Consider the following 18,515-nt stretch of genomic DNA (forward strand, 5'->3'; position numbering starts at 1 on the left):
CATGCAGTTGGGCTTGACAGCTCGTGGAGCAATCCAATAGCTGTCAGTGGATAACAAAGTGCATGCTGACTGATGCCCACGCGAAAAAACTCGTGTTGGCGATGGTGCATCCTCAGCAGAACCATTGTTCTTCGGGAGGCTTTGCCGATGACGTCAACTGGGGATGCGTACTCCAACAACGACGAACGGGAAGATGATTCCCAACATTGTTCGTCAACGATTGAAAGATTTTTTCGCGGTGTAAGCGAATTCATCTTTCATACCAAGCTTGGTGTAGTCGATGTGCAACTCGTCGATTACGTCAGCGATCTGCTGCTTCGCTTCGTTCGTACCGACACGATGTACTCGTTACGTCAAGTCGACGGGATGCGAACCAAACACCTTCTGCAAATGATTACCGAAGCGGAGCGTCGCATCGGTTTGGCAAAACGTGAAGTCTATCGCCATGTGGGTGATTTCACGCTCTTTTGGTCAGGGATGTATCCTGAGAGCCTGCAGTCCGCCAAGAATGGCTCGGATGTTCGCGACCGGTACTTTGACTACTGCCGCCAGGGAAAGCGAGCGTATGCGATTGCCGCTCAAATCGAAGGTGGCAGCGACAGGCCGCCGTGCGAAGTAATCCACCGAATGAGCGAACACTTCGAAATGTGCGCTTACGGACTTCGCGAAGTTAGACGTTACTGGGAAGAAGACAACGAAGGTTCAGGCGGTCTACTAACCTGGTGAAGACCAGACCGCGTGCGTTGGCAGACTTCTAAGCCGATCTTTCTGGGCAATTTGTCCTGGGCAGTGCGATTGTCCTGCCTATCAGACACCGACGACATACCACTGAATCGTCAGGAAGTGAGCCAACGCTGCACTCATCACAATCAAGTGCCACACCGAATGCAAATAGTGCCCTCGGTGATCTTGCATTAACACCGCAACACCGATGCTGTACAGCGTCCCGCCTAACAGCATCCCTTGGCCGACTGCTGCTGGAACGTACGGATACAGTGGAATTGAGGGCAACCAACCGAGCAACAGGTAACCAACCGTCGCCACGTTGTTGATCCGATGCTGCGCAAACAGCTTCATCGCGATTCCTGCGAAGGCCGCGATCCAGACGGCGGAAAGCAATGGGATTGATATCGCCGTTGGCGCATGACGCCAAATGATCGGCGTATAGGTTCCCGCGATCATTGCGTAAATCATCGCTTGATCCCAGGCTCGCAAACGATCAAGCAACGGTTGGCGGAAAATCGCGTGTGACAACGTCGAACTGGTAAATGTCGCGACGACGGACACCGTATAGGCTAGACATGCGATTGCCATGCCTTTGCCGATCCCACTCGCCTTGTAGATCAAAAGCCCACCCAGGATAGCCGCAGCAATTGTGGCCAAACCGTGCGTCAACGCATTCGCCCACTCCTCGCCATGTCGCACAGGTGCATTACCGTGCGGCGATTCATTTTCGTCCAAGCCAGACTCCCGTTCACTCGGTATATCGCGCCAGTGCAAACCAATCTTCCGATTCGCCAGCTAGGATAGCATCCGAAACGAATTTGGAAACACGAGCGAACTCACGAACGGGATAGATGCGAGTTCTGAGAAACTAAAGACGCAGAATCTCGGCGGCGAGCTGATTCGCCGAAAAATCGATTAGACGGTTGGGCGATCGCAAAAGTGATTCCGACGAGTGCTCATATTCGTCAAACGATTGCAGGAACTTCTTGCGGGTCGCCGGCGTGCCCAGGTCATGATGGCGTGATGCCGATGCCAGCGCGACTGACTGTTCAGCGCTGATCATCAAGAATCGTACCTCCATCTTCATCGGACGATAAGAGTCGATGTTGGCTACTTCGCAATAGATGACAGTGTCGGCGGAATAGCGAGTTCCCAAATTCACCAACTTGCGTTCATCAAAGCGTCCCGTTTGGATCGGAAAATGCTCCAAACACACGCGATGATCCGACTCGACGACTTCAACGGAAGACATCGCTCGCAGGTGCGCAGCCAATCGATGCATCAACTCAGTTTGCTCATGCAATCGATCTTGCCGATCCAGACAGGTAACCAGCAAAACACGATTGGGGCGCATTTGTGGCAGCAAGGACGACCGCCGCAGCGGTGCCGGCTTGGCGACCGGTTTCTTGGCAGCATGGCTTGCGAGGCACGCCCCGCTGGGACAGGGTGTCGGTGTGCCACAACGCTCACAGGCCCAAACGCCGCTTGCGATCGCCAACCAAATCAATAAGCTCGAAAATGTGTTTCGAAGTCGATCCATGACTTTCCCTGTTTGCCTCGCTACTCCGTACCGGCTGACAGCTCGCGAACCAACACTTCGTCAAGCTCTTCACGGATCGACTCAAGCATACGGTCCGTCTCGCGAAGATACCGATTGTACTTGGATTCTGATTCTGCCAGTTTGCGTTCCAGTTGCCGGTTTTCGTAGGTCAATCGATCCATTTCTTCTTGCGCCTTGGCGACCGCGTCCGTCGAGCTTTGAAGCAGTGCGTTTGTTGACGCGAGCTTTTCTCGCAGACGTTCGACCTCTGCATTGCTGGATGCCAGATTAGCTTTCAGGTCGCCGTTCTCTTCGATCAATCGCAGCGCGTGTTGAGTCGCTGTCATTGGCGTCGAACCAAGAATCGTGCCACGCGCCGAGGGAACAGTTGGATTGCCGGCCGCATTATTGATCAACGGCTGTGTACGAATTGGCGGCGGAAAATTGGCGACGCCTTCGTTATCACCTTCGCCCGTTCCGTAGGGACCGATGCCGTACCCATTGGCTGCATCCTGTTCATATTGGACCGGACGTGTTTCATTGCCACGCAACAGATCTTCCATCGACACGTCTTGCTCGGCAGAAGCGATGGTCGCAACCCTTGGAAAGCTTTCGTTCGACTCGGCCCGTCGGTTACTTACTTGACGACTCAGTCCACCTGGCTCTGGCTTGACATGATGGCCATACGCTGGTGGATGGTTTGCGATAGAGTTCTGCCCAACGAAAGTGCCATCGGCGTAAACCGAATCGGCACTCTGCATCACGCTTTGTGATTCGGAGGGATCGGGGTCATAACCACCGGGTGTCTGTGCGATCGAATCGTGTGGACCTTGTTGATCAAGTGGCAGCCCTTTTGAGTCTTCGCTGTCATCGCCGATCAATGCTGACTTGATTTTCTCTTTAACAGTCCGCTGGAAACGATCAAGCTTGGCGAGCGCGGAGACGCGTCCCCGCTGCGGTGCAGCATACTCTTGAGCATGTGAGAACTGTGAATCGGCCGCGACAAATGAAACGCACATCAGCGAGACACACATCCAACGAAGTGTGCGTGCGCGATTGACTTCTAACGTCGCCGATGGCGAGTTGGAATCAAGGCGTTCTTGTTGGTCAAATGTATTCACGTTCATTCTGGTTGGTCGTAGCCACAGATCACGGTGATCTCTTCACCGCAGGCACATGAAATGATGATCGATTCGATACGGTTACCTTGTTTCATCACCCGAACTTCGGGTTCGCTGCGACACCCATTGCCGTTTGCATTGGGGCTGTGCAATTGGGCAGTCCCACCAAGTCTTGCCCTTGGTCCAACGGCACGGACTCGTCGTGCTTGCGTTCCAACGGTTAGCTTGTCTTCCATCGTATTGCCTCCCGTAGTCGGAACTTTGCCGAAGCGAGCAATCGCGAGACTCGTGATTCGGACAACCCCATCGCTGCACCGATCTCGGCCAAGTTCAATTCCTCTTGGAAATAAAGCGTCAGTACTAAGCGTTCCTTGTCGGGAAGTTGTTCAATCATTTCACCCAACAATTCTGCTAGTTCTTCTCTTTCGGCCAGATCTTCCGCAGAATCGATTTTCGTACGCCAAGTTTTGTGAACAACATCTGAGAGATCCTCCCAGTTATCTGGCTTAACGAAACGCATCGCTTCTAAGCATTCCACCACCTCGTTGACCGTTAACCCTGATCGTTTCGAAATGGCTTCAGGGCTGATCGGTGGCTCAAGCGTTTCGCAGATTCGCTTGACGACACCGACCATTCGCATGACGCGTGGTGACAACGGAGATGCCTTTCGCATCTCGTCGACGATGGCGCCTCGGATCCGTGGATAAGCAAAGGTACGGAAGGGAACGCCTTGAGCCGAATCAAAAGCGTTTGCCGCTTGAACCAAACCGAGTACGCCCGCTGAGTGCAGGTTTTCACGCAGATCTCGATCGTTCACGAAGAACGTCATGGTACTGAGGATCCGACCGACATAGTCGATGTTCTCCAGTACCAGTTGATCGCGTGCCGACTCTGACGAGCGTTTATAGGTCGATTCAAGGGTTGCTTTCATCTCTATCCACGATCAACTTTGTAGTCGGAATCGGCCAGTCGGATGATTCCGACGCCGAGCGATACGACCGTTCCAAGGATCAATGATGAAACGGTAGCACGTGTCAGGATGGTAAACGCCTCCAATCGCAAGAAGACACCAATCAAGGTGACGGCGATTGCCGTCAACAGGCCTGCAAGCATGCCAAATGGAAATGCTTGTTGACGTCGCATTTCCTCACGTCTCGTCATACGACGATTGCTCATCAATCACCTTCCTTGCCGTTATCGGCCGAGTGCATGCCCAGTATTTGCGGTTCGGCGGCCCCACGGCCGCCGATGATGTCTTCGTACCGAATCATCCCTCCAGATTCGATTCTCAAGTCCTGAGGGATTTCGCTATAGGCGATGATGCTGACTTCGGACAACGACCGAAAGATCGTGCGATGGAGTGGGAAGCGAATTGACGAATCGACCAAGACAGCTGCGGTCTGGTTCTTTAGACGCGAGGCTTCCCACTTTGATTGAATGTCCATGATCAGACGCTCTAGCTGATCAGGACGTAACAGGATTGATTCGCCACTGGTGTTTTCACGGAAGTAGTGTTCCAGTCGCGGTTCCAAGATGATCACCCTGACGTTGCCATTCGCATCGCGGAAGCGATCACAGATGATATGGCCAATGTTGCCGCGAATTTTTTCGGTCAACTGAACAGGATCCTTGATTTGGTGTCCAAACTGGACCGCTGATTCGACAATCCGCTCTAGCGCGGTGATCGAAATACGTTCGCGGAGCAAGTTGACAAGCACCTGATGGAGTGTCGCCGGGCGCACCGTGTCAGGCTTAATCTCATCGACCGTCGTGGGCGCGATTTCCTTAAGCTTCTCTAGCATGGATTGCAGGTCTTGGCGACTCAAAAGCTCGTGAGCATGCTTACGCAAGCACTCGCTCAAGTGTGTGATCAGGACCGTCGGGGCATCAACGACGGTGAACCCTAGAACCTCTGCTCGACGCCGCGACGTCTCCGAGATCCACTTCGCTGGCAGATCGAACGCAGGGTCTCGGATCGGTTCACCTTCTAATTCCGCATTAATGTTTCCCGGATTGATCGCGAGGAAATCATTAACCTGCAAATGGCCACGGGCAATTTCTCGGCCACAGATAAGGAAACGATATTCGTTAACACCGATCTGAAGGTTGTCCCTAATGCGCGCCGCGGGGACCCAGAAGCCATGCTCCATCGCCACGTCTTCACGCAACGTTGAGATGCGTTCGGCAATTCCCTTACCATGCTTGGGCTCGGCCAGTGAAATCAAGCCCGCACCGATTTCGATGATCACTCGCTCTGGCTGAATGAACTTTTGCAGGCCCCGTTCTTCTGGTGGCGGTGGCGGTTCCTTTGGACCGGTTGGCTGTTTCGCTTCCGCCTCTTCTCGCTCAGCTTTTTGCCGAGCGTAATACACGAACGCGAAGATCACTGCGGACAAGAAGATAAACGGCAGCTTCGGGAAGCCGGGCGTGACGGCAATACACAACAGAATCACCGGTCCCAAATACAATGACCGATAGGCGCCCGCAACCTGTTGATTGATTTCGTCACCCAAGCTGGACTCAGACGCGCTTTTGGTAACCAAGATACCAGCACTAGTCGCAATGATCAGAGCAGGAATCTGTGACACCAATCCGTCCCCGATCGTCAGGATCGAGTACACCTGCAACGCATCGCCGATCGCCTGGCCGTCGCTGACACCCAAGACAACGCCTCCGAGAATGTTGACCACCATAATGATCAAACCGGCGATCGCATCCCCACGGACGTATTTACTGGCACCGTCCATCGCCCCGTAGAATTCGGCTTCTTGCGTCAGCCCTTTTCGCCGGGCACGCGCTTCGGTCTCGTCGATCGCGCCGCTGTTCAACTCGGCGTCAATCGCCATTTGCTTACCGGGCATCGCGTCCAAGGTAAAACGCGCGTTGACCTCGGAGATCCGCGTCGCACCTTTGGTGATCACAATGAACTGAATTGTCACCAGGATCAAGAAGATCACGATCCCGACAACCAAGTTCCCGCCGACAACGAAGTCGCCGAACGTCAAGACAATCTTTCCAGCGTTCCCATCCAGCAAAATCAATCGAGTCGTCGCGACGTTCAACGACAAACGCAGCAGCGTCAACAACAACAAGAGCGATGGGAACGACGCCAGGTCAAGCGGCTTCTTTGCACCCAGCGTCACCAAGAGCAACAATACCGCAGCAGCGATATTGCAAGCCAGAAACATGTCCAAAAGGAATGTCGGCAACGGGATGATCAACACGACAAGCATCAGCAAGAATGAGGCCGAGAGCCACAACTCGCTGCGTTGCAAAAATCCGAAATTGGAGTCCGAGTCTTTCATCAATCCGTTGACTTATTCGTTGTTGATCCGCTGTCTCCACCGCGTCGCGGGTGAACGGGATGATTCAATGAAATCGCCGGTCCCCGCAAGTGCGGATCCTACTGAGCAAAACTGGCAACCAGTGCCTTCGAAATCAGTTGCCAGCCGTCAACCAAGACGAACAGCAACAACTTGCATGGCGTCGACACCACGACCGGGGGCATCATCATCATCCCCAAAGCCATCAAGATTGTTGAGATCACCAAGTCAATCAGCAGGAAAGGGATATAGATACAAAACCCCATAATGAATGCCGTTTTCAATTCGCTAATGATGAACGCCGGCACCGCGACTTTCATTGGGGTCTGCAGACGTTCCGACGGGGGCGGCGTTTCCGACAACTCGAAAAACAACGCCAAGTCGCTCGTCCGCGTGTTTGCCATCATGAATTGCTTCAACGATTCGGACGCAACATTCCACGCATCCATATATCCAAACGTTGGCGGTTCACCTTCGACCTGATTCGCCTGAGCATCCATCAACGGGATGATGGCATCCTTGTGGATCGTATCGAACGTCGGTGCCATCACGAACAGCGTCAGAAACAAGCTCAATCCCATCATCACTTGGTTGGGAGGAATTTCCTGCGTCGACAGAGCTCGCCGTACAAACGAAAGCACAATGATGATGCGAGTGAACGCGGTCACGCTTACCAGCATCGCCACGGCAAAGCTGAGCGCGCCGAGCAACACCGCCACTTGTAACGGTGGCGCGAGGTCCGAAAACATGTCCGGCGTGCCGGGCACTGCTTCGGAAGCGGCTTGAGCGATAAACAGGAAGTCCATTTCCATCCTCGGTGCGATCAGGCAGCTCGACTTCCTTTTGCCAACAACATCTTGATCAGGTTCTCATCAATCTCGGTACTCGATGTCTGATCAACCACCGGCTGTTCAGCCTGGCGTCTGCGTTCGGCTCGGCTGATCCTGACCGACGGCCGGGCCGGAGCCTCTGCAGCGTCGACCGCGTCTTCCAAGTCCGATGCGGCTAACGAATCGGCAAATGAATAAGTTTTTGGGTCATCGAGTGCCTCTTCGAAGCGTCCCGGAAGAACGTTCACCGATTTGATCCCGGTCGGGTCGACCGCAACCAGCACCCGGCTGTTCATCCCGTCAACCAGAAACAGATTGACGCCGCGGGAGACCTCCAGAACCTGATGGATTTTGAGCTTTCCTTGCCCACGTGTTTTTCCGTCAACGCCACCAAGCTTGCCTTTTTGCATCACTCGGTAGAGCAGCAAGCCTGCAACAGCGATCGCCAAGACGAAACAGAGGTTGACGGCAATCTTCTTAATGGCGTCGCTGGCATTTGCCGCGGACTTCGATTCCACGCCGGCTTCTTTCTCGCGATCGATAAACGACTGCACGTGATCTCGACTGTTACGCTCATTGAACTCTTGGCGTGCGGCCAGGGGTTGCTGGCGCAGTGGCTCGGCTGACACATCCTCGTAGCTTGCTCGGCGAACCGTCATCGGCTGCGGACGCAACGTCACCGCTGGCTCACGCTCACTAGCGAGTGCCGGCTGGCGATCGGAATACGAGTCACCACCATATCGCTGAAGTGCACTGCCACTTGCCGAAAAACTGCGTCCACTGTCGGCTCGCAATCCATTGCGATTTGACGATGCGGAGTCTCCGGAAAGCTGGTCGATGATTCCGTCAAAGCGGCGCGTCGACGGACCCGAAGTTCCGAATCGCTGCTGCGCCGATTGCTGCTGCGCCGATTGCTGCTGCCCTGAGTACTGTGCGGAAGCATCGCCAGAGGACGCGATACCAAGCACGGCAACGCCGCACAGCAGCAATGCGTTTTTCACGCACTTCCGATGTTGGGTCCATGTTGAAGGCATCATTACATCCATGTTTGTGCCACAAGTTGCCATAATCAGGTCGAGTAGATCTGCTTAATCCGTATTGCAAATTGGTCATCGATCACGACGACCTCGCCGTTTCCCATTGGCACTCCCTGAGCAACAATTTCGACCGGCGCGCTGATGGCCCGGTTTAATTCAATCACGGAACCTTCCGCCAGCCCGATTAGCTCTTCAATTGTCAATTGAGTCCGTCCGAGTTCAGCCGTGAGCGTGACATGCACACTTCCGAAGCGTGCAAGGTCGAGTGCACCGCCTGCCTTTGGCGGATTCGGACTCAATTGCTCGAACTCAGGAATGGTGTCTTCAGTTGCCGTCGCGGTTGCGGCCCCCGATTCGTCGACTGCCGCCGTGTCGTCGGCTTCGCCTTCCGCTGGCTTTTCTTCTTCGCTCATGATGTCCTCCCTTACTCGTTAAAAACGTTAACCCTGTCGCGTGCGAGAAACCTGCACGGCTTGCATATTGCCAAGCCGTCCCGGCCAGCATTCGAAAGACGGCGTACCATCAACCGTTGCCGTCATCGGTGCATCAATTCGCTGATCCAACACGATCAACTGCCCCGGCTTGAGATCCTGTAAGTCCTTCATCGAAACCTTGGCCGACCCCAAAACCGTCACGATATCGACTGGCATCTTGACGATCATCTCTTCCGAAGGCGATGCGGGCGCTGCCTTGTGTCGGTTGTCTACCGTCTCATCAAAGAGTTTGGAAATACGCTGCTTAGGCAACAGCCAGTTCAAATCCGTGGTGCCTGACTTGCACTCGATTTTCAAAGTGACCCGCGTCATCAAATCTTTCGCGCGATACAAACGCAATTTGCGAGGGTCTTTTTCGACAGGGCTGGTCTGTACCGAAAGATCCTCGGTTCCCATCCAACCCTGGCTAAGACATGCGGCCATCGTGTCGAGAGCCCACTGAACCAAGTCAGCTTCGATTGCACCTAGCTCGATTTCCTCGTCGTCTGCGGCAACACTCTCTGACTCTGCCGGCGGCTCGACTCCGATCAAATCGCCGACCAGCCGTCTGAACTGAGTCCCGGTTGAGTACCACAGGGTCGGCAGATCACCGCGCAAATGCGTGACACAACACAAGTCGGTCCTCGGCGTGGCATCCAAGATCGACTCGAACGTATCGGTCGAGACGGGTCCGAGCCCGAGCTTTGCCCCAAAGCCCGTAGCCTGAACCCACTCGTCCGAAAAGAACGATGTCGACTTGGATAGCCAAGTTCGGATCGCGGTTGCTGTGTCATCCAGGCCCGCGATTTCGCGAAAGTCGAAAGCGCGGAGCGTCATTGAACCTTGAAATCCTTAAACAGCACGTCTTGAATCCGTTCAATACCGTCGGTGAACAACAGCTCATTGAACTTGTCATGAATCTCGCGGCGAAGCAGGTTGTGCCCCAACTTGCCACGAACGTCTTCCAGCTTCTTGTCGCATAGATGCGCAATCAGCCAGTTCTTCAACACGACATTGTTGTCGTCGACCAATTTCTGGATCGCGTCTTTTTGCGACGCCGCGACCTGCAGCGAGAACGTGCAAGTGAGGTATCGGGAGTAGCGGGTATCGTTCAGGTTGACAACGACTTCATCAAAGTCAACGAACCCGAGCTTGTCGTCAGGCTCGGGAATGTCCATCCGCTTTTCGTTCTTCGCCGGTGGGCTGGCGGTCGTGTTTCCGGAAGGCAGCACAAACAGGGGCACAGCCACACCTGTCCCGGCGCCCATCACAAAGACCAGTCCCCACACAATAATCTTTCCTAGTCCGCCTTTCTTTTTCTCGTCTTTGCCTGATTCGCTTTCGTCTGCCATGGATCATTCGTTGGATTGGGAGGTCGATCGGCATTGTGCCTAGAAAGTATTGGTCGCGGAGGGGCCGCGTGCAGGTCGACGCGACCGACTTATCTTTCCAGATCGTTAAAGGTTATCGACGCCATACAACGTTCAATCCAACCGTGTGCGATCAAACGTGTGCCATTGAGGGTCAACCCTTACTGGCATGGGGATCAGTTATCAGACGGGAGCAACGAACATCAATGCGTTAAACACACACAGCGCCCCGGTGGTGGGGGATTTGGAACCCAACACGCCACGAAACACGACGAAACCGGTACAGATTCACGCGTGGCGGCCCGCGGCCGACGAACAAATGTCCGTTAACCCTCCGCCGTTCTTGCTCAACCGGACCCGATAAGCTCACCGCAAGAAGCGGAATATTCGACACAGTTTATACGGTCGAAGAACTTGATACCTGCCGGATCAAGTCAGTCGCAACGTCTACCACGGAAGGTTCAATGATCAACGGTCTCTACAGCGGCGCGTCCGCCATGCAAATGCTGGCGCAGCAACAAGAGCTGATCAGCAGCAACCTGATGCACGTCAACAGCAGCGGACATCGTCGGGTGCAACCGGCTGTTCGCCAGCGATTCAATGAAACCGTTCCCGAGGTTACCGCCGGCCTGGGTCCCGAGGTCGCCAAGGTCTCAACCGACTTCCGGCCCGGTCGCTTGGTCGATACCGGCCGGCCTCTCGACGTTGCCATCTCTGGCGACGGGTTCTTTGCATTCCAGAACGGTACGCAAGAGATCCTAACTCGCAACGGCCGATTGTTCCGCGAACCCAACAGCGGCGAACTCGTCAACGAAGACGGCTATCCGATCCAAGGCGAAAACGGTCCGATTGTCATCGGTCCTGAAATTCCGGAACAGCACATTGCCATCGCCAGCGACGGAACCGTTTCCGCAAACGGAAACCAGCTTGGCAAAATTCAAACGCACCTGTTTCAAAACAACGAAACGCTGATCCCCTTTGGAGCGATCGCATTCACGCGTGGGCCAGATACGGTTGAAAGCGATACGCCGGCAAAAGTCATTCAAAACCAACACGAGTTGTCCAATGTGCAGCCGGTGTTCGAATTGATCTCGCTGATCGTTAACACGCGTCAACACGAGGCGGTGCAAAAGGCGACCAGTTCGATTTCCGATTCACTCCGCGAGTACATCCGTTCTTAGGCGAGTCGAATCTGTTTGCCGATTGCCCTCCCGCGTCAAACATTTTCGCCTTCGTCTCGATTGTCCGTTTCCTTGTAGCGACCCAAGCCGATGTTAAAAGCATTTTATTCCAGCGCGACCGGCATGCGTGCCCAAGAGCTCATGATTGACAACACCGCCAACAACTTGGCGAACGTCAATACGACTGGTTTTAAACGCAAGCACGTCAACTTCGCCGATTTGATCTACGACACCCATAGCCCTCCAGGGGCTGCGGGCGCCAACGGGATCATCAAACCGATCGGCCTGCAAATCGGTAGTGGTGTCCGCACAGTTGGAACCACCACATTGTTCTCACAAGGAACACCGATGGAAACCAAGATCGATACGCACATGGCGATCGAAGGCGAAGGTTTCTTTAAGGTCACGCAAAATGGCAACATCTCGTACACGCGTGATGGATCCTTCGTACGCGACGACCAAGGACGGCTGACAACGGCGGACGGTTACCTTCTCGATCCTCCTGTTACGATTCCTCCCGATGCGACCAACTTGTCAATCTCGGCTGGCGGCGTGGTCAGCTATCAACAGAACGGCATCTCGGCCACCGGCCCAACCATCCAGATTTCACGGTTCCCCAACCCTGCCGGTCTGCAGAACGTCGGCAACAACCTCTACATCGAAACGCCTGCAAGTGGCGCCGAGGTACTGGGGTTGCCTGGCGTAAACGGCAACGGACTGATCCGACAGAACTATGTCGAAGGTTCCAATGTTGAAGTCGTTTCTGAATTGGTTTCGCTGATCACCGCACAGCGAGCCTACGAAATCAACTCGCGTGCCATCCGTGCGGGCGACGAGATGCTGTCGTCGGCTAGCGACCTGGTTCGGTAAGCAATCGCCCTAATGTTTGAATGGATCTCGAACATGAACGAGCTTGAACACCAACAAAGCCTCCGTCCGCGTCATCAACTGACGTTAGCCCATGCATGGGCTGGCATGATCGTGATGCTATTCGCGACAAACGGGCTGCTTTGTCACGTGGCCGTTGCCGGCAACCTTGTGTTGACCATGAATACGGATCGTTCAACGGTGACCGATGGAACCGTTCGGGTCGGAGATGTCGCCAAAATCGAGGGCGGATCAACAACCGACCGTCGGCTGATTGCGAGACTGGACTTGGACGCAATCCATGACGGCGAGCCTTGCCTAGTGTCACAGCGCCAGGTGAATACACGATTGCTGCTTGCCGGGTTTTCGCGAGACGAATTCCAAGTGATTGGCGCTTCGGCGACTTCCGTTGTGTCCGCATCACCCGGTCATCAATCCAAGCAAATCTCAAGCATTATCGAAAGCCAACTCGGTCAACAGTTTGGAATCGACGCGAAACGAATTGACATCCGTCTCGAAAACCAGACGCAACTGGAAAGCTTCGTCAATCAATTCGAAATATCAACGCGAACGATTTCTCTGGCCCCACGCAACGACTTTCCCATCGGACGTACGCGACTTCAGTTGCAATGTATCGCCAAAGGCACCACGCAAACTTCGATTCCACACCAAGTCTGGCTGGACGCGACCGTTGGGCTTTCGATGCGCGTCGCCGTCGCGAAAGAGCCGATCAGTCGCGGCGTCAACATCACCGATTCGATGTTTCAGATTGTCGATCGAACGATGACCTCGCGTGCTGACTTTGTTGACGCCAACTCGGTTGCCGGTCGCGCCGCCAGCCGATACATCGCCCCGGGGACGATTCTGTTGGCCAACCACCTGATCACGACCCAAACCGCGACTCAACCGATCGTCCGGCGAAACGACTTGATCGATGTCGTAATTCGTGCCGGTGCGGGTGAGATTCGTCTTAAAAATGCGCGTGCGATGGAACCCGGCCGGGCCGGTGACACCATCGAAGTGCTAAACCCAAAATCTGGCAAACGGTTTAACGCCGAAGTGGTTAGCGCCAACTTGGCTACTGTTGCGCCAGCCTGGCAAAGGAGTATTGTTCGATGACCCAAATTCGCTTCACGATCTTCGTCTGGATGTTCACCTGGTTGGTAGCCGCTGCACTGTGGTGCCAACATGCAAGCGCGCAAAGTCTGTTTGAACGACGCAGTGTGAACCAAGTCGATCAATACCGTGACTTCGTCGCTCGACAAAGGGGCGACACGCTATCGGTCATGATCGCCGAAAGCACCGATGTTGAAAACAGAGATGAACGGATCATGGACAAGCAGGGCCAATCCAGTTCCTCGCAGGGATTCGACTATGGTTTCGGCGGTGATGTCGGAACCAGCGTCGGCGACGCGCTCTTAAACACCAACAGCGCCAACCAACGTGGCTTTACCGGTGACGCGGAATTCCGCAGCGCCCGCGCGATCAACGATCGCTTCTCAGTCACGGTGGTTGACGTCTTGCCGAACGGCAACCTGGTGATCGAAGGTTATCGTTCGGTCAGCGTTCAAGGAGACGTCCGCCGATTTCGTTTGACCGGTGTGGTCCGTCAATATGACATTCTGCCCGGCAATACCGTGCCGTCTTATCTGGTCGCTGATCTACGTTTGACGTTGGATGCGGACGGGGCGGAGCAAGCATTCACAAGCCAAGGCTGGCTGAGCACACGATTTAATCGTTGGTGGCCTTTCTAGAGGAGCGAGCGAACGATGATGTCCCCTCCCAACTCAAAACGGATGAGCTTCAAGTTGTTCCGACCAACGTTGTTCCGACTAACTCTGGCGATCACTGATTGCGTCATCGCTGTCCTATGGATCGGCTGGTGCGGCACGAACGTTGTCGTTGCCCAAGGCTTGCCCGCGCTCCCTCCCGGCGGCGCGCAGCCGCCCGCGGTAAATCCTGGCGGAGGGCCTCCTGCGGCGGCCCTGCCAGCACCGGCGGTGGCCAATCCGATCAACCCGCAATTGGCACCACAAACCAACCCAGGAAATGTGCTGCCAAATCTTGCGGACGCGGCGACACGCTTTGACCCCAGTGTTCGCATCAAAGACATCACCTTTATCGAGGGTGATCGAGTCAACCATCTTTCAGGCGAAGGACTTGTATTTGGGCTTAGCGGTACCGGCGGAAAGTCTCTTCAAACACGCCAGATGGCAACCAACTTTTACTTGCATCGCGGACTTCGCGTCGGGACGGTTGACACCAAGAACATGTCCGCCGTTTTGGTCTCCGGAAAAATTCCGGCGTTCGCTCGCAAAGGGGAAACGATTCTGGTCACGGTGTCGGTGGCCGATGATGCGTCCAGCTTGCGTGGCGGGACGCTCAACCAAACCGCCCTCCGTGGGATTGATGACGAAATCTATGCCATCGCCCAAGGGCCAATCATCGGCGGCGGCATCAGTGCCCAAGGGGCTGCGGCATCGGTTCAAGTCAATCACCCGACCGTTGGCGTCTGTGAAGCGATCGTCGAACGCGAGATCCCTTGCACGAACATCGTCAACAATGGCCAGATCCGAATTGTGCTGCGTAACAAATCCTATACCACAGCAACCGAGATCACCAACGCGCTCAACCGCGTCTTTCCCGGATACGCTCGCGCGACCGACAGTGGCACTGTCGACGTCTTTATTCCGCCAGCGTTTAGCGACTCGGTCACACAGTTCATCTCGATCATCGGCAGCCTCCGTGTCACACCAGACACACCGGCACGAGTGGTGATCAACCAGAAAACGGGCTCAGTCGTCATTGGCCACCATGTCAAGATCGCCCCGGTCCTCTTTGCGAGCGAAAACATCGTGATCGCAACGAACGAAACGGCTGTCGCGTCACAACCGAATGCCTTGGCCGGTGGCGATACCGCTGTGCTGCCACGCACGGGAATCGACCTATTCGAAAGCGGTGGACGTTACAACGTGCTCCCCGCAGGCATGACCGTGGGCGACCTTGCCACCGCGTTGAATACGCTTGCGGTGTCACCCACGACGTTAATCAACATCATGACATCGTTGCGGAATCATGGTGCACTAAAGGCCGAATTGGTAATCGAGTAAACAAAGGGAGAATTGCGATGGATGGAATTTCGTCAAGCATGCCCACGCCGATGCCCGCGGGAGCATCTGCGATCAGCAGTGGATCAATCGGGAATGGATTTGCCGCGTCCGCTCAAAACATGGAGCAAGTCGGCAACGAGTTTGAAAGCGTTTTTGTATCGATGCTGCTCAAGGAGATGCGAAATTCGCTGGACGAAGGATTCTTCGGTGGTGAATCAAGTGACTCCTTCGGTGGGATGTTCGACATGTTCATCGGAAAACACCTTGCAGAGTCCAACGCCATCGGCATTGGCCAGATGTTGGCCGAACAATACGCAAGCCAACAGGACGGCAAACCCTCAGTTGGGGAAAGCCTGTCAAAGGTTTCTTAGGTTTCAACCGTTTACTAAACGACAGTCACGGGTCCTTCGCAGGCCCAGCCTACCTACCTATGGATCAGCAATGAGGCTGCACACGGACAGTTATGACGCGATGCTGGAATCGCACCTCGAACTCGAAGAACGACTGGCCGAAACATTGGAAGCGTTGAACGCGACCATGGCTTCGATGTTGGAGGGCAAAGGCATCCACGGCCCGACCAGTGACGGACTGGAGCGTGTCGCACCGCTGCTTGAGCAACTCAAAGATCGCTCCGAGCAAAGCCGTCTGTCACGCCAACAACTGTTGAAAAGTGTGTCCGACGAGCTGAGCGATGCAAGCCCTCAAAACGTCGGGATGCGCCAGTTAATCCAGCGCGCCTCTGAGGATAAAACCGAACAGTTCGACAAAAGGCGGAAGGCCGTCAGCGATCGCCTCGAACATGCACGCCATAGTTTAACCGCAACCCAAGCTGTCATTTATTACTCCATGGACTTTCATCGGCGGTACCTGATGGGCATCTTGGAATGTACTGACGACCAATCCAGTTACCAAGCGACTGGACAATCGGTGAAACTGCCAACCGAAAAAATCTTCGGGAGGAATTGCTAAAGATGCCCAACTTCAACATCGGCTTATCGGCACTGCGCAGCAGCCAGTTCGCGCTTCAGGTCGTTTCCAACAACATTGCCAACGCGAACACCGAAGGCTACCACCGCCGGCAAGTCGATATGAAGACTGTGCCTCCCAACTTGGTTGCCGGTCACCGTATCGGCAATGGCGTGGACATCTCCAACATCCGCCGCATCGAAGACAAGATCACCGAAGCGACGCTCACCGGCGTTACCTCGGACGTCAGCTTTGTCGAAGAGTCACTGGGCATTCAGCGGAAAATCGAGTCCGCGTTGCTAGCCGGCGACAACCCACTTGGTGGAACCCTGGACGAGTTCTTGGCAGAGTTCAAAAGCCTGTCTGCGAACCCGAACGAACCGGCGCAGCGCGAAGCCGTTTTGCAGTCCGCGCAACAATTCGCAGAAGCGTTGCGAAATGCGTCGGAACAGCTCAACAGTCTCAAACAGACCGTGCGTTTGCAAGTCGACCATGAAGTCGAAAATGTGAACCGCGAATTCGTTGAGCTAAGCGATTTAAGTGTTGTGATCGCGCAGTTCAAAGCGCAAGGCGTCGAGCACAATAACGAACTGGATGACCGAGACGCGCTATTGAATCGGTTGGCCGAGGCGATCGGTCTGCATCGTAGCGAGCAGTTCGATGGCACGTTGAATTTGACGATCGGCCGCCATTCGATGCAACAAGGGAATCATGAGAATGTCGTCTCAGTCGGTGGCAGCCCCGACAAGATCGAAATCTTCATGGATGAACGCGAGTCACCGCTGACTGTCGACAACGGTCGCATGGGTGCTTTGGTCAAAGCGTACAACGAAACCATCCCAGAGATCGAAGAGAAGCTCGACAGACTCGCCAATGAATTTATCAACACGATCAATCAGATCCAAGGAACGGGCATTGGCGCCGCGGGCGGATTCCAAAACCTGATTTCGAATAAGGCGGTCAGTTCATCAAGCGACCCGCTTTCGACGGCAATCACCGACGCCGCTTTAGAACCCGGTGACTTGACGATCGGATTGACTGATGCAAATGGCAACCGCCAGCTGTATACCCTTACGATCAACCCAGACGTCGATAGCCTTGACGACATCGCTGCTACGATCTCGTCGCTCCCCGGGCTGAACGCGGCAGTCAACTCCGCCACCGGAAAACTGCAAATTACCAGCGTAGCAGGAACGAAATTCGATTTCGCCGGCGGGATCGATACGCAGCCGGATCTTTCGCTGGTCACGGGCACGAGTGTCGCGACGCTAGGCGGAACCTACAACGATAGCACCAACGAAACGTACACGTTTCAAATCGAAGGAACAGGTACAGTCGGCCAGTCATCGAACCTGTTTGTTAACGTCTTGGATTCTGGCGGCGGGCTAGTCGAAAAGATTAACCTCGGTGAAGGCTATGAACCGGGCACTGACATCGAATTGCCGAACGGGGTCACGTTTGCGTTTGATGCCGGGACGTTGAACAATGCGGACCAGTTCTCCTCAACGTTTGTGGGTGATCCTGACCAGGTGAATCTGACGTCAGCCTTGCAGCTGAATTCATTTTTCACAGGTACCAATGCACGGACGATTCATGTCGCTGACCAGTTGCTGCAGGACCCGACCAAGCTCGCGAGTGGGCGAACAGGAGCACCGTCTGACACATCCAACTTGCCCCGTTTCATCGACGTTTACGAAGCGCCGTTAATGCCGGGTAATCGTTCTTTCTCAAGCTACACGGACGAAATCGCGACGGGGATCGGATTCGAAATCAAAGCGAACGAACAACTCTCCGATAGTTTGGGTGCGTATAAGTTGCGTCTGCAGGATGAACGCGACTCCAAATCGGCTGTCGATTTGAATGAGGAGCTTGTTTATATGCAGCAATACCAAAAGCAATACGAGGCTGCGGTGCGGGTAATTCAAGCGACTGACAATATTCTCAACGAGCTCTTTTCGATCTTAAGGTAAG

General features: G+C 54.6%; 21 protein-coding genes. 9 read left to right on the forward strand and 12 right to left on the reverse strand.

Annotated elements, in window-relative coordinates; translation table 11 throughout:
• Positions 1-147: 147 nt before the first annotated feature.
• A complete protein-coding gene (locus tag CGZ80_RS12485; protein WP_233148386.1) occupies positions 148-726 on the forward strand; it encodes a hypothetical protein in 579 nt (192 codons plus the stop codon).
• 81 nt (positions 727-807) lie between these two features.
• Here CGZ80_RS12485 and trhA read toward each other — a convergent pair whose 3' ends face one another.
• From trhA to fliL, 12 genes are all read right to left on the reverse strand, one after another.
• Positions 808-1,461 (reverse strand): PAQR family membrane homeostasis protein TrhA, encoded by a 654-nt coding sequence (gene trhA, locus CGZ80_RS12490; protein ID WP_094414908.1) that lies wholly within the window; start codon positions 1,459-1,461, stop codon positions 808-810.
• A 133-nt stretch (positions 1,462-1,594) separates the two neighbouring features.
• Complete coding sequence (locus tag CGZ80_RS12495; protein WP_094414828.1) at positions 1,595-2,266, reverse strand: hypothetical protein; 672 nt, start codon at positions 2,264-2,266, stop codon at positions 1,595-1,597.
• A gap of 20 nt (positions 2,267-2,286) precedes the next feature.
• On the reverse strand, positions 2,287-3,387 hold the full coding sequence (locus tag CGZ80_RS12500; RefSeq protein ID WP_143543899.1) for a hypothetical protein: 1,101 nt from the start codon (positions 3,385-3,387) through the stop codon (positions 2,287-2,289).
• A 2-nt stretch (positions 3,388-3,389) separates the two neighbouring features.
• Complete coding sequence (locus tag CGZ80_RS12505; RefSeq protein WP_094414832.1) at positions 3,390-3,623, reverse strand: hypothetical protein; 234 nt, start codon at positions 3,621-3,623, stop codon at positions 3,390-3,392.
• Positions 3,608-4,318: a sigma-70 family RNA polymerase sigma factor gene (locus CGZ80_RS12510; protein WP_094414834.1), complete on the reverse strand. Its 711-nt coding sequence runs from the start codon at positions 4,316-4,318 to the stop codon at positions 3,608-3,610. Before CGZ80_RS12510 ends, CGZ80_RS12505 begins: the two co-directional genes overlap by 16 nt.
• A 2-nt stretch (positions 4,319-4,320) precedes the next feature.
• The gene (locus CGZ80_RS12515; protein ID WP_094414836.1) at positions 4,321-4,563 is read right to left on the reverse strand and encodes a hypothetical protein; all 243 of its coding nucleotides are present in this window, start codon (positions 4,561-4,563) and stop codon (positions 4,321-4,323) included.
• Positions 4,563-6,692, reverse strand: a complete 2,130-nt coding sequence (gene flhA, locus CGZ80_RS12520) for a flagellar biosynthesis protein FlhA (RefSeq protein ID WP_094414838.1) — start codon at positions 6,690-6,692, stop codon at positions 4,563-4,565. Before flhA ends, CGZ80_RS12515 begins: the two co-directional genes overlap by 1 nt.
• Before the next feature lie 98 nt (positions 6,693-6,790).
• Positions 6,791-7,516, reverse strand: a complete 726-nt coding sequence (gene fliP, locus CGZ80_RS12525; RefSeq protein WP_198953676.1) for a flagellar type III secretion system pore protein FliP — start codon at positions 7,514-7,516, stop codon at positions 6,791-6,793.
• Between the two features lie 17 nt (positions 7,517-7,533).
• Entirely contained in the window at positions 7,534-8,541 is a 1,008-nt protein-coding gene (locus CGZ80_RS12530; protein ID WP_143543900.1) for a hypothetical protein, read from the reverse strand.
• Between the two features lie 68 nt (positions 8,542-8,609).
• Positions 8,610-8,990 carry a FliM/FliN family flagellar motor switch protein gene (locus CGZ80_RS12535; protein WP_094414842.1) on the reverse strand — a complete coding sequence of 127 codons (381 nt, stop codon included), beginning with the start codon at positions 8,988-8,990 and terminating at the stop codon, positions 8,610-8,612.
• A gap of 27 nt (positions 8,991-9,017) precedes the next feature.
• A complete protein-coding gene (locus CGZ80_RS12540; protein WP_094414844.1) occupies positions 9,018-9,887 on the reverse strand; it encodes a FliM/FliN family flagellar motor switch protein in 870 nt (289 codons plus the stop codon).
• Complete coding sequence (fliL, locus tag CGZ80_RS12545) at positions 9,884-10,402, reverse strand: flagellar basal body-associated protein FliL (RefSeq protein ID WP_094414846.1); 519 nt, start codon at positions 10,400-10,402, stop codon at positions 9,884-9,886. The genes CGZ80_RS12540 and fliL overlap by 4 nt, the downstream gene beginning before the upstream one ends.
• 482 nt (positions 10,403-10,884) lie before the next feature.
• Here fliL and CGZ80_RS12555 point away from each other — a divergent pair, with 482 nt between their 5' ends.
• The 8 genes from CGZ80_RS12555 to flgK all read left to right on the forward strand — a co-directional run bounded on the left by CGZ80_RS12555 (position 10,885) and on the right by flgK (position 18,514).
• On the forward strand, positions 10,885-11,601 hold the full coding sequence (locus CGZ80_RS12555) for a flagellar hook-basal body protein (protein ID WP_094414850.1): 717 nt from the start codon (positions 10,885-10,887) through the stop codon (positions 11,599-11,601).
• A gap of 90 nt (positions 11,602-11,691) precedes the next feature.
• Positions 11,692-12,471, forward strand: a complete 780-nt coding sequence (gene flgG, locus CGZ80_RS12560) for a flagellar basal-body rod protein FlgG (protein ID WP_094414852.1) — start codon at positions 11,692-11,694, stop codon at positions 12,469-12,471.
• Between the two features lie 33 nt (positions 12,472-12,504).
• A complete protein-coding gene (gene flgA, locus CGZ80_RS12565) occupies positions 12,505-13,587 on the forward strand; it encodes a flagellar basal body P-ring formation chaperone FlgA (RefSeq protein ID WP_158222676.1) in 1,083 nt (360 codons plus the stop codon).
• On the forward strand, positions 13,584-14,222 hold the full coding sequence (locus tag CGZ80_RS12570; RefSeq protein WP_094414856.1) for a flagellar basal body L-ring protein FlgH: 639 nt from the start codon (positions 13,584-13,586) through the stop codon (positions 14,220-14,222). The genes flgA and CGZ80_RS12570 overlap by 4 nt, the downstream gene beginning before the upstream one ends.
• A gap of 15 nt (positions 14,223-14,237) precedes the next feature.
• Positions 14,238-15,578 (forward strand): flagellar basal body P-ring protein FlgI, encoded by a 1,341-nt coding sequence (locus CGZ80_RS12575; RefSeq protein ID WP_094414858.1) that lies wholly within the window; start codon positions 14,238-14,240, stop codon positions 15,576-15,578.
• A gap of 17 nt (positions 15,579-15,595) precedes the next feature.
• Positions 15,596-15,949, forward strand: coding sequence for a rod-binding protein (locus tag CGZ80_RS12580; RefSeq protein ID WP_094414860.1), 354 nt, complete (start codon positions 15,596-15,598; stop codon positions 15,947-15,949).
• A gap of 70 nt (positions 15,950-16,019) precedes the next feature.
• On the forward strand, positions 16,020-16,547 hold the full coding sequence (locus tag CGZ80_RS12585) for a hypothetical protein (protein WP_094414862.1): 528 nt from the start codon (positions 16,020-16,022) through the stop codon (positions 16,545-16,547).
• A 2-nt stretch (positions 16,548-16,549) separates the two neighbouring features.
• A complete protein-coding gene (gene flgK / locus CGZ80_RS12590) occupies positions 16,550-18,514 on the forward strand; it encodes a flagellar hook-associated protein FlgK (protein WP_094414865.1) in 1,965 nt (654 codons plus the stop codon).
• The last annotated feature ends 1 nt before the right edge of the window (position 18,515 follow it).

Origin of the sequence: Rhodopirellula sp. MGV (assembly GCF_002251265.1) — a bacterium.
In the GTDB taxonomy this organism is placed as follows: Bacteria; Planctomycetota; Planctomycetia; order Pirellulales; family Pirellulaceae; genus Stieleria; species Stieleria baltica_A.

Bases quoted from the DNA above. Each gene is read 5' to 3' on its own strand.
- CGZ80_RS12575 (WP_094414858.1), top strand. From the start codon at position 14,238: ATGATGTCCCCTCCCAACTCAAAACGGATGAGCTTCAAGTTGTTCCGA.
- CGZ80_RS12585 (WP_094414862.1), top strand. From the start codon at position 16,020: ATGAGGCTGCACACGGACAGTTATGACGCGATGCTGGAATCGCACCTC.
- flgA (WP_158222676.1), top strand. From the start codon at position 12,505: ATGAACGAGCTTGAACACCAACAAAGCCTCCGTCCGCGTCATCAACTG.
- flgK (WP_094414865.1), top strand. From the start codon at position 16,550: ATGCCCAACTTCAACATCGGCTTATCGGCACTGCGCAGCAGCCAGTTC.
- CGZ80_RS12510 (WP_094414834.1), bottom strand. From the start codon at position 4,318: ATGAAAGCAACCCTTGAATCGACCTATAAACGCTCGTCAGAGTCGGCA.
- fliL (WP_094414846.1), bottom strand. From the start codon at position 10,402: ATGGCAGACGAAAGCGAATCAGGCAAAGACGAGAAAAAGAAAGGCGGA.
- CGZ80_RS12570 (WP_094414856.1), top strand. From the start codon at position 13,584: ATGACCCAAATTCGCTTCACGATCTTCGTCTGGATGTTCACCTGGTTG.
- CGZ80_RS12485 (WP_233148386.1), top strand. From the start codon at position 148: ATGACGTCAACTGGGGATGCGTACTCCAACAACGACGAACGGGAAGAT.
- flhA (WP_094414838.1), bottom strand. From the start codon at position 6,692: ATGAAAGACTCGGACTCCAATTTCGGATTTTTGCAACGCAGCGAGTTG.
- CGZ80_RS12505 (WP_094414832.1), bottom strand. From the start codon at position 3,623: ATGGAAGACAAGCTAACCGTTGGAACGCAAGCACGACGAGTCCGTGCC.
- CGZ80_RS12515 (WP_094414836.1), bottom strand. From the start codon at position 4,563: ATGAGCAATCGTCGTATGACGAGACGTGAGGAAATGCGACGTCAACAA.
- CGZ80_RS12495 (WP_094414828.1), bottom strand. From the start codon at position 2,266: ATGGATCGACTTCGAAACACATTTTCGAGCTTATTGATTTGGTTGGCG.
- fliP (WP_198953676.1), bottom strand. From the start codon at position 7,516: ATGGACTTCCTGTTTATCGCTCAAGCCGCTTCCGAAGCAGTGCCCGGC.
- flgG (WP_094414852.1), top strand. From the start codon at position 11,692: ATGTTAAAAGCATTTTATTCCAGCGCGACCGGCATGCGTGCCCAAGAG.
- CGZ80_RS12580 (WP_094414860.1), top strand. From the start codon at position 15,596: ATGGATGGAATTTCGTCAAGCATGCCCACGCCGATGCCCGCGGGAGCA.
- CGZ80_RS12555 (WP_094414850.1), top strand. From the start codon at position 10,885: ATGATCAACGGTCTCTACAGCGGCGCGTCCGCCATGCAAATGCTGGCG.
- CGZ80_RS12535 (WP_094414842.1), bottom strand. From the start codon at position 8,990: ATGAGCGAAGAAGAAAAGCCAGCGGAAGGCGAAGCCGACGACACGGCG.
- CGZ80_RS12540 (WP_094414844.1), bottom strand. From the start codon at position 9,887: ATGACGCTCCGCGCTTTCGACTTTCGCGAAATCGCGGGCCTGGATGAC.